The sequence below is a fragment of the Erwinia endophytica genome, assembly GCF_009295515.1.
In the GTDB taxonomy this organism is placed as follows: Bacteria; Pseudomonadota; Gammaproteobacteria; order Enterobacterales; family Enterobacteriaceae; genus Erwinia; species Erwinia endophytica.
Genome location: NZ_RQVV01000010.1, coordinates 22,884 through 32,334, shown reverse-complemented (window position 1 = coordinate 32,334; position 9,451 = coordinate 22,884). Strand labels below are relative to the sequence as shown.

The following is a 9,451-nucleotide window of genomic DNA, read 5'->3' as shown; positions in this document are numbered from 1 at the left end:
TGTCCCCGGCTGAACAGTTTTACCTGTTGACTGTATAAAAAACAGTCAACACAACTTTTGGCAACCATCCTCCGTTAATGCGACAGAACCGAACGACGTGCCCACCGCCGGTAATATACGTTCTATAATCCCAGCGCGTAACGCAGCGCCTGACGTTTCAACACACCAGAACGCTCCGCCACCATCAATCCCAGATTGCGCACGAAACGCAGTGGTTCTGCTGGCGTGCTGAACGCGAAATAAAACAGATCCATTCCGCTTTGCATCAGCAGATTGTCTTTGTGCCGTTTACGCTGGTAACGCAGCAGTACACTTTTTGCAGCCCAATCCTCCGCATTATCTCGTGCCGTAGTCAGCGTCTCAATTAATGCATCCACATCGCGGTACCCCAGATTAACCCCCTGCCCCGCCAACGGATTGATGGTATGCGCGGCATCGCCGATTAAAGCCAGACCGGGTAAGACATACCGCGTGGCATGGCGGCGGACCAGGGGGAAAGCCCCCGCCGCCACCGGTTCGACTTTACCCAGTCGCGCCGGAAAGTGCATGTTAATCTCCTGCGCCAACTGGGCCATATTCATCGCCTGCAATTGGCGGATACGCGCCGGGCTGTCATACCACACCAACGATGCCCAGCGATCGAAAAGCGGTAGGTAGGCACGCGGTCCCTGTGGTGTAAATTGCTGCCATGTACAATCCCCGGCCTCCTGCTCGCCTCGCACACTGATCAGCATACAAGACTGCGCGTAACTCCAGCCGCGAATACCGATGCCAACTAACTGGCGTACCTGAGAGTGAGCCCCATCGGCGCCCACAACCAGCCGGGTATTAAGTACTTCGCCACTGTCCAACGTCAATTGCCAACCGCCATTGCACGGCTGCAGCGTGTCCAACTGTACCGGAGAAATCAGCGTAACATTCTGTTGCCGTAGCCGCTGCCAGAGCGCCCGTTGCAGCACGCTATTCTCCACCATGTAGCCCAACTCGGGTAACCCCAATAATTGCGCATCAAAACTCACCTGCGCATTTTGCCACTCCCAGGTTTCCAGTCTACGATAAGGCGAGCTGCGCATAGCCTGCACCAGCGGCCAGACATCCAGTTGTTTGAGCAAATCCACCGAGGCGGCGCCAATCGCGGAAATTCGCACGTCAGGCGCGCTTTCCGCATTGAATGCCTCCGGTTCCCGCTGCTCAAGCACCACCACGTTGAATCCCTGGGCGGCCAGCCCACAGGCCAGCGCCGCCCCGACCATTCCGCCGCCGACGACGGCGACATCCCAGATATGTGTTGTCTCTGTCATTATTTTCCTGTCCCATGGACATCCTGGTCCCTTACACTGCCAGCGGTAAGGGCATATTATGTTTCTCTTAGTGTACCGGATTTTTACGGATCTGTTGGAAAAGCCAGGGGGTGCTGGTCACCACCGCAGCAAAGCTTTACAATACGGGCCAGCACTCCTCTCTGCATGATTAATGGCAACCAGATGACCAAAAAATTGCATATTAAAACCTGGGGCTGTCAGATGAATGAGTACGACTCATCCAAGATGGCGGACCTGTTAAACAGCACCCACGGGTTCACCCTGACGGACGTGGCAGAAGAGGCCGATGTTCTGTTACTCAACACCTGTTCAATCCGTGAAAAGGCGCAGGAAAAGGTTTTCCACCAGCTCGGACGCTGGAAATTGCTGAAACAAGCCAGACCCGATCTGATTATCGGCGTAGGCGGTTGCGTGGCTTCGCAGGAAGGCGAACATATTCGCCAACGCGCACAATGCGTCGATATCATTTTCGGCCCGCAGACGCTGCATCGCCTGCCTGAAATGATCAACACTGTGCGCGGCACGAAAAGCCCTGTGGTGGATATCAGTTTCCCGGAAATTGAAAAATTTGACCGTCTGCCGGAACCGCGCGCTGATGGTCCGACGGCTTTTGTCTCCATCATGGAAGGCTGCAACAAATACTGTACTTTCTGCGTGGTGCCTTATACCCGTGGAGAAGAGGTGAGCCGCCCATGTGATGATATCCTGTTTGAAATTGCCCAGTTGGCGGCGCAAGGCGTACGTGAAGTCAACCTGCTGGGGCAGAACGTGAATGCCTATCGTGGGGCAACTTTCGAAGGGGAGATTTGCTCCTTTGCTGAACTGTTGCGCCTGGTCGCGGCTATCGACGGCATCGATCGTATCCGTTTCACCACCAGCCACCCGATTGAATTCACCGATGACATTATCGATGTCTACTGCGACACTCCGGAACTGGTTAGCTTCCTGCATCTGCCAGTGCAAAGCGGTTCAGATCGCATTCTGACACTGATGAAACGTGCGCATACCGCCTTGGAGTATAAAGCGATCATCCGCAAGCTGAAGGCCGCCCGCCCCAATATCCAGATCAGTTCGGACTTTATCATCGGCTTTCCTGGTGAAACACAACAGGATTTTGAGCAGACGATGAAACTGATAGGCGAAGTTAACTTTGATACCAGCTACAGCTTTATCTATTCCGCTCGTCCAGGCACTCCCGCTGCGGATCTCCCGGATGATGTACCAGAAGAAGAGAAGAAACAGCGTTTGTGGATCCTGCAAGACCGCATTAATCAGCAAGCGATGGCGTGGAGCCGCCGTATGCTGGGCACTGAACAACGTATTCTGGTCGAAGGCACTTCACGTAAAAACGTGATGGAGTTGTCTGGTCGTACCGAAAATAACCGCGTGGTAAACTTTGAAGGCACACCAGAGATGATTGGCAAATTCGTCGATGTGGAAATCGTTGACGTCTATCCCAACTCGCTACGCGGTAAGGTCGTCCGGACTGAAGAACAAATGGGGCTACGCAGTATCGAAACCCCGGCCTCGGTTATTGCGCGTACGCGCAAGGAAAACGAACTTGGCGTGGGTACATTCCAGCCTTGATCCCCCGATGTTTTGCGGCGAACTTCGCAGGTTCGTCGCGATAAATCATCAAGTGACTCTTGCGTTATCAAAGCCGAGCCCAAATATCACTTTCAGCGCTTGCGGATTAAAGCACTGCCATAAATAATTCCCTTATGGTTCCGCCCGTTAATGACAAGATAATCCCCTGAAAAGCCATCATCAACCTGGCCCTGAGCGACCCCAAAGGATTAGTTTGAATATTGAAACACGCGAAATCACGTTAACCCCGGCTGACAATCACCGTCTGCTGAGCTTGTGCGGCCCATTTGACGATAATATCAAGCAGTTGGAACGCCGTTTAGGCATAGAAATCAACCGCCGCGATAATGTTTTCAAACTGGTTGGCAAAGCGTTAATTGTGGATGCGGCTGCCCGTATTCTGCGCGATCTGTATGTTGATACCGCTCCAGTACGCGGTCATATTCCTGATATTGATCCCGAGCAAATCCATCTTGCGATCAAAGAAAGCCGTGTGCTGGAGCAAACAGCGGACAGCGTGCCGGAATATGGCAAAGCGGTGAACATAAAAACGAAGCGTGGGGTTATTAAGCCACGTACGCCGAATCAGGCACAGTATGTGGCGAACGTCCTCGGCCACGACATTACCTTTGGTATCGGCCCAGCGGGGACCGGTAAAACCTATCTTGCCGTGGCCGCCGCCGTGGATGCGCTGGAACGTCAGGAAGTGCGGCGTATTCTGCTGACCCGTCCGGCGGTGGAAGCCGGTGAAAAACTGGGCTTCCTGCCTGGCGATCTCAGTCAGAAAGTGGACCCTTACCTGCGTCCATTGTATGACGCACTGTTTGAAATGCTTGGCTTTGAGCGGGTGGAAAAACTGATTGAACGCAACGTGATTGAAGTGGCTCCGCTGGCCTATATGCGTGGCCGTACCCTGAACGATGCTTTTATCATTCTGGATGAAAGCCAGAATACCACCATTGAACAGATGAAAATGTTCCTGACCCGTATCGGCTTTAACTCCAAAGCGGTGATCACCGGGGATGTGACGCAGATTGACCTGCCGCGCAACCTGAAGTCAGGCCTGCGCCATGCCATAGAAGTCCTGTCAGGCGTGGAAGAGATCAGCTTTAACTTTTTCCACAGCGAAGACGTGGTGCGTCACCCGGTGGTAGCTCGTGTGGTTATTGCCTATGAAGCCTGGGAAGCCGCCGACCAGAAACGTCGTGATGCGTTGGCTGAAGAACGTAAACGTGAGGCACTGGCAATGCAATCCGCTTCACAGGAGCATAAATGAGTCACGTGATTTTAGATTTACAACTGGCCTGCGGGCAGCAGGAAGGGCTACCGACAGAATCTGATTTTCGTCGCTGGCTGGAAGCGGTACTGCCACAGTTTCAGGAACTGAGTGAAGTCACCATCCGCATCGTGGATGAAGCAGAAAGCCAGCAGTTGAACCACACCTACCGCGGCAAGGATAAACCGACCAACGTGCTCTCTTTCCCGTTCGAAGCCCCGGCGGGTATCGAGCTGCCGCTGCTTGGCGATCTGATTATCTGTCGTCAGGTGGTCGAGCGAGAAGCCCTGGAACAAGAGAAGCCGCTTCTGGCTCATTGGGCGCATATGGTGGTGCATGGTAGCCTTCATTTACTGGGGTATGACCATATTGAAGATGCCGAAGCCGAAGAGATGGAGTCGATCGAGACCGAGATAATGCTTGCTCTTGGTTATGACGATCCGTACATTTCGGAAAAAGAGTTACTGTAAACAGGCCAGGGGCCTGATATTGTCTCCTTTAGCCTGCGTTTAACCTGCGGGTTAAAAGGAGTCCTTTTCTCACCACAAGAGAGACAGACACAATAACGCCATGAGCGATGACCATTCACAAAACAGCGACAGTCCCAGTAGTAAAAAGGGATTTTTTACCCTAATCCTCAACCATCTGTTTCACGGTGAGCCCAAAAACCGCGACGACCTGCTGGAACTGATCCGTGATTCTGAACAGAACGATCTGATCGATCCCGATACCCGCGACATGCTGGAAGGCGTAATGGATATTGCCGAACAGCGTGTGCGCGATATTATGATCCCCCGTTCACAGATGGTAACGCTGAAACGAAACCAGACGCTGGAAGAATGCCTGGAGACCATCATTGACTCGGCCCACTCTCGCTTTCCGGTGATCAGCGAAGATAAGGACCATGTTGAAGGCATTTTGATGGCAAAAGATTTGCTGCCATTTATGAGCAGCGGTTCCACGCCATTCAGTATTGAAAAAGTGTTGCGTCCTGCAGTCGTGGTGCCGGAAAGCAAACGTGTGGACCGGATGCTGAAAGAGTTTCGTTCACAACGCTACCACATGGCGATTGTTATTGATGAGTTTGGCGGCGTCTCCGGCCTGGTCACTATTGAAGATATTCTTGAGCTGATCGTCGGTGAAATCGAAGACGAATATGATGACGAAGAAGACCGCGATATCCGCCAACTCAGCCGTCATACCTACACTATCCGAGCCCTGACCCCCATCGAAGACTTCAATGACGTATTTGAAACACACTTCAGCGATGATGAGGTGGACACCATTGGCGGCCTGGTGATGCAGGCATTCGGTCATTTGCCCGCACGTGGCGAAAGCATCGAGATCAATGGCTATCAGTTTAAGATCGCGATGGCTGACAGCCGACGTATTATTCAGGTCCACGTCAGGATCCCAGAAAATTCGCCACAACCGATTTTGGAAGAATAATTTTCCTATGGCTATCGCCTCAATGTACCAGCGTCAACGGGTTCGCCTGATTTTAGCGCTGTTAACGGGTGCTGTCGGCACCCTTGCGTTCTCTCCTTATGATTTCTGGCCGGCAGCGCTGATTTCGCTCTTTGGCCTGCAGGCATTAACACTTGACCGTTCCACCCGGCAGGCTACGGCTATTGGCTTTGTCTGGGGTTTTGGCCTGTTTGGTACTGGCGTGAACTGGGTGTATGTCAGTATCGCCACTTTTGGTGGCATGCCGGGTCCGATTAATGTGTTCCTGGTGTTACTGCTGGCGGCCTGGCTGTCACTGTTCACCATGCTGTTTGCCGCTCTGCTCAACCGACTGTTCCCAAAAACGTCACTACTGCGTCTCACGCTGGCGGCGCCAGTGCTGTGGCAAATTACCGAGTTTCTGCGTGGCTGGGTCCTGACGGGTTTCCCATGGCTACAGTTTGGCTACAGCCAAATTGACGGCCCACTGAAAGGCCTGGGCCCCTTGTTCGGCGTGGAAGGCATTACCTTCGTACTGATGATTGTGGCGGGGCTGGCCGTCTTTGCCGCAGTACGTCGTTGCTGGATAGCCGCTATCGCCGCACTGGCGCTGCTATTGCTCCCGTGGCCACTACGCCAGATTAGTTGGTATCAGCCCCTGCCTGATCGTGAGGTCAGTGTCGTTCTGGTACAGGGCAACATTCCTCAGTCACTGAAGTGGGACCCAAACCAACTGATCAAGACACTACGGACCTACACCTCCCTCAGCCGTCCTTACATTGGCAAATCGCAACTGATTATTTGGCCAGAGTCCGCCATCCCGGATCTGGAAAGCAACCAGCAATCCTTCCTCACGTCGCTGGATGAAGAATTACGCGCCAACGGCAGCAGCCTGATAACGGGTATTGTTGACTCTCGCCTGGAGAACAACCGCTATCATGATTACAACTCGGTTATCGTGCTGGGAGGCAACAGTCCATACAACTACAGCAGTACTAACCGCTATCAGAAAAATCATCTGGTGCCATTTGGCGAGTTTGTACCACTGGAAAGCCTGTTACGTCCGTTAGCGCCATTCTTCGATTTGCCGATGTCCTCATTCAGCCGTGGCACCTATATCCAATCACCGTTGAAGGCTGCCGGTTACAATCTGACTACCGCTATTTGCTATGAAATAGTGCTGGGACAGCAGGTCAGAGATAACTTCCGCCCTGACACCGACTTTCTGCTGACAATTTCTAATGATGCCTGGTTCGGACATTCGATCGGCCCATGGCAACACTTCCAGATGGCGCGAATGCGTGCACTGGAACTGGGCCGTCCATTACTGCGTGACACCAACAACGGCGTGACCGCGGTAGTGAATGCGGATGGTGACGCGGTGGAGATGATCCCTCAGTTCGAATCAACAGTGCTGGCAACCCAAGTCATCCCCACGCGAGGCCTGACACCCTATGCCCGTTTCGGCAACTGGACGATATGGATAATTACCCTGTTGTTTGGTATCGCCGCACTCATCACCCACTGGCGCAATAAACGCCGCTAAGCTTGTCCCAACGCGCTGAACAGACCGTTTCAGCGCGTTTTGGTCATTTCTCACCCCTTTATCCCCATTAAACACATTTTGCTTAAAAATGTTTCAACAAAAAACATCCTGGCATGTGAATTGCAAAACGATACAGAAAGCATTGTTTAACAGCCTGCATTAAGCCATATACAGTGAATACTGCACCAGTAAGGCCCATAAAGCGCCCAAAAACGGAGCATTGCTTAAAATATTGCTTTACGTTGGTGCGGCGCACCTCGCAAAAAAGAAACTTCTTCGTTTCATTACATTAACAATAAGCTATGTTATGGCTATCAAGGTGCAGTTGGGTACGGAATAATGCGGGATAAAAACAACAGCAACAGAATACAAACAACAACAACCGGCGCACTTTCAGGGCGTCATATATTGAAGGAGTTGGAGATGAAATTACGGAAACTGGGACTGTGCCTTGTCGTGGCGAGCCTGACATCCGCTATCGCCCATGCAGCAGATGCCCCACAAACGTCCACGCTGGACAAAATTGCTAAAAATGGCGTTGTCGTTGTCGGTTATCGGGAATCTTCTATTCCTTTCTCTTACTACGATAATCAGCAAAAAGTTGTCGGCTATTCACAGGCCTATTCTGACGCCATCGTGGCGGCGATTAAAACGAAACTAAACAAGCCTGACCTGCAGGTTAAAATGCTGCCGATCACCTCGCAGAACCGTATTCCGTTGTTGCAAAACGGTACGTATGATTTTGAGTGCGGTTCCACCACTAATAATGTTGAGCGCCAGCAACAGGCGGCGTTTTCCAATACCATCTTCGTTATCGGTACCCGCTTACTGGTTAAAAAAGGCAGTCCGATTAAAGACTTCCCGGATCTGAAAGGAAAAACGGTGGTTGTCACCTCCGGCACCACTTCTGAAATTTTGCTGAATAAGCTGAATGACGAGAAGAAGATGGGGATGCGTATCATCAGCACCAAAGATCACGGCGATTCTTTCCGCACGCTGGAAAGTGGCCGCGCAGTGGCTTTTATGATGGATGATGCGTTGCTGGCGGGTGAACGTGCAAAAGCCAAAAAACCGGATGACTGGGAAATTATAGGAACGCCACAATCAAAAGAAGCGTATGGCTGTATGTTGCGCAAAGGTGACACCACCTTTAAACAACTGATGGATGACACCATCGCTAAAGAGCAAACTTCAGGTGAAGCGGCAAAATGGTTTGATAAGTGGTTCCGCCAGCCTATTCCGCCAAAAAATCTCAACATGAATTTCGACCTGTCTGATGATATGAAAGCGATATTCAAAACACCAAACGACAAGGCACTAAACTAATAATGAAAATAAGGGCGGCTGACGCTGTCCTATGATTGTTGAGCACCGGCTCGGACAGACAACCGTCTGAAAATAATGGCGTAACCGATGTCAGACCTTCAGGCAAAGGGGTGTCATGGCCGTTCCCCATAACACCCGATAAGAAGCCGCTCATCAATCCTCAGGGTAGCCAGTGTCGCTACCCTTTTTTTCTAGCGGAGTTATTTATGTCAATAGACTGGAACTGGGGGATTTTCCTGCAACAGGCCCCTTTTGGTAATACCACCTACCTGGGGTGGTTGTGGTCCGGCTTTAAAGTCACTATCGCCGTATCAATCTGCGCCTGGATCGTTGCCTTCCTGGTGGGTTCACTGTTTGGTATTTTGCGTACCGTACCCAACCGTCTGCTCTCCGCCATCGGCACCTGTTATGTTGAACTGTTCCGTAACATACCGTTGATCGTCCAGTTCTTTATCTGGTATCTGGTGGTGCCGGAACTGCTGCCGGAGTCAATTGGCACCTGGTTTAAATCAGAGCTGGATCCAAACATTCAGTTCTTCACCTGTTCGGTGATTTGTCTGGGGTTGTTTACCGCAGCCCGCGTATGCGAGCAAGTGCGCTCGGCAATCCAGTCGCTGCCGCGCGGTCAGAAAAATGCCGGTCTGGCGATGGGCCTGACGTTACCGCAAACCTACCGCTACGTACTATTACCCAATGCCTACCGGGTGATTGTACCGCCGATGACTTCAGAAATGCTGAATCTGGTGAAAAACTCCGCCATCGCCTCTACTATCGGACTGGTCGATATGGCGGCGCAGGCCGGCAAACTGCTGGATTATTCCGCACATGCCTATGAATCATTTACCGCCATTACCGTTGCCTATGTTGGTATCAACGCCGTGATAATGCTGCTGATGAGTCTGGTGGAACGTAAAGTTCGCCTGCCCGGCGGCATGGGAGGCAAATAAC

The 9,451-nt window shown here is 51.9% G+C and carries 8 protein-coding genes; 7 read left to right on the top strand and 1 reads right to left on the bottom strand.

Going from position 1 to position 9,451, the window contains the following annotated elements:
• Positions 1–122: 122 nt before the first annotated feature.
• Positions 123–1,301: a 3-demethoxyubiquinol 3-hydroxylase gene (gene ubiF, locus EH228_RS02320; RefSeq protein WP_152320089.1), complete on the bottom strand. Its 1,179-nt coding sequence runs from the start codon at positions 1,299–1,301 to the stop codon at positions 123–125.
• 183 nt (positions 1,302–1,484) lie between these two features.
• On the opposite strand from ubiF, the gene miaB reads away from it, so the two are divergent.
• The 7 genes from miaB to EH228_RS02285 all read left to right on the top strand — a co-directional run bounded on the left by miaB (position 1,485) and on the right by EH228_RS02285 (position 9,450).
• Complete coding sequence (miaB, locus tag EH228_RS02315) at positions 1,485–2,909, top strand: tRNA (N6-isopentenyl adenosine(37)-C2)-methylthiotransferase MiaB (RefSeq protein WP_152320088.1); 1,425 nt, start codon at positions 1,485–1,487, stop codon at positions 2,907–2,909.
• Between the two features lie 214 nt (positions 2,910–3,123).
• Positions 3,124–4,185 (top strand): PhoH family protein, encoded by a 1,062-nt coding sequence (locus EH228_RS02310; protein WP_152320087.1) that lies wholly within the window; start codon positions 3,124–3,126, stop codon positions 4,183–4,185.
• Positions 4,182–4,655: an rRNA maturation RNase YbeY gene (ybeY, locus tag EH228_RS02305; RefSeq protein ID WP_152320086.1), complete on the top strand. Its 474-nt coding sequence runs from the start codon at positions 4,182–4,184 to the stop codon at positions 4,653–4,655. Before EH228_RS02310 ends, ybeY begins: the two co-directional genes overlap by 4 nt.
• A 100-nt stretch (positions 4,656–4,755) precedes the next feature.
• Entirely contained in the window at positions 4,756–5,634 is an 879-nt protein-coding gene (corC, locus tag EH228_RS02300) for a CNNM family magnesium/cobalt transport protein CorC (protein ID WP_152320085.1), read from the top strand.
• A 7-nt stretch (positions 5,635–5,641) separates the two neighbouring features.
• On the top strand, positions 5,642–7,177 hold the full coding sequence (gene lnt / locus EH228_RS02295; RefSeq protein ID WP_152320084.1) for an apolipoprotein N-acyltransferase: 1,536 nt from the start codon (positions 5,642–5,644) through the stop codon (positions 7,175–7,177).
• A gap of 423 nt (positions 7,178–7,600) precedes the next feature.
• Entirely contained in the window at positions 7,601–8,503 is a 903-nt protein-coding gene (locus tag EH228_RS02290) for an amino acid ABC transporter substrate-binding protein (protein WP_152320083.1), read from the top strand.
• A gap of 206 nt (positions 8,504–8,709) precedes the next feature.
• Positions 8,710–9,450, top strand: a complete 741-nt coding sequence (locus tag EH228_RS02285; RefSeq protein ID WP_152320082.1) for an amino acid ABC transporter permease — start codon at positions 8,710–8,712, stop codon at positions 9,448–9,450.
• The last annotated feature ends 1 nt before the right edge of the window (position 9,451 follow it).

Excerpts from the sequence above, each read along its gene's own strand:
- EH228_RS02290 (WP_152320083.1), top strand. The coding sequence starts at position 7,601 with ATGAAATTACGGAAACTGGGACTGTGCCTTGTCGTGGCGAGCCTGACA.
- EH228_RS02285 (WP_152320082.1), top strand. The coding sequence starts at position 8,710 with ATGTCAATAGACTGGAACTGGGGGATTTTCCTGCAACAGGCCCCTTTT.
- ubiF (WP_152320089.1), bottom strand. The coding sequence starts at position 1,301 with ATGACAGAGACAACACATATCTGGGATGTCGCCGTCGTCGGCGGCGGA.
- ybeY (WP_152320086.1), top strand. The coding sequence starts at position 4,182 with ATGAGTCACGTGATTTTAGATTTACAACTGGCCTGCGGGCAGCAGGAA.
- corC (WP_152320085.1), top strand. The coding sequence starts at position 4,756 with ATGAGCGATGACCATTCACAAAACAGCGACAGTCCCAGTAGTAAAAAG.
- miaB (WP_152320088.1), top strand. The coding sequence starts at position 1,485 with ATGACCAAAAAATTGCATATTAAAACCTGGGGCTGTCAGATGAATGAG.
- lnt (WP_152320084.1), top strand. The coding sequence starts at position 5,642 with ATGGCTATCGCCTCAATGTACCAGCGTCAACGGGTTCGCCTGATTTTA.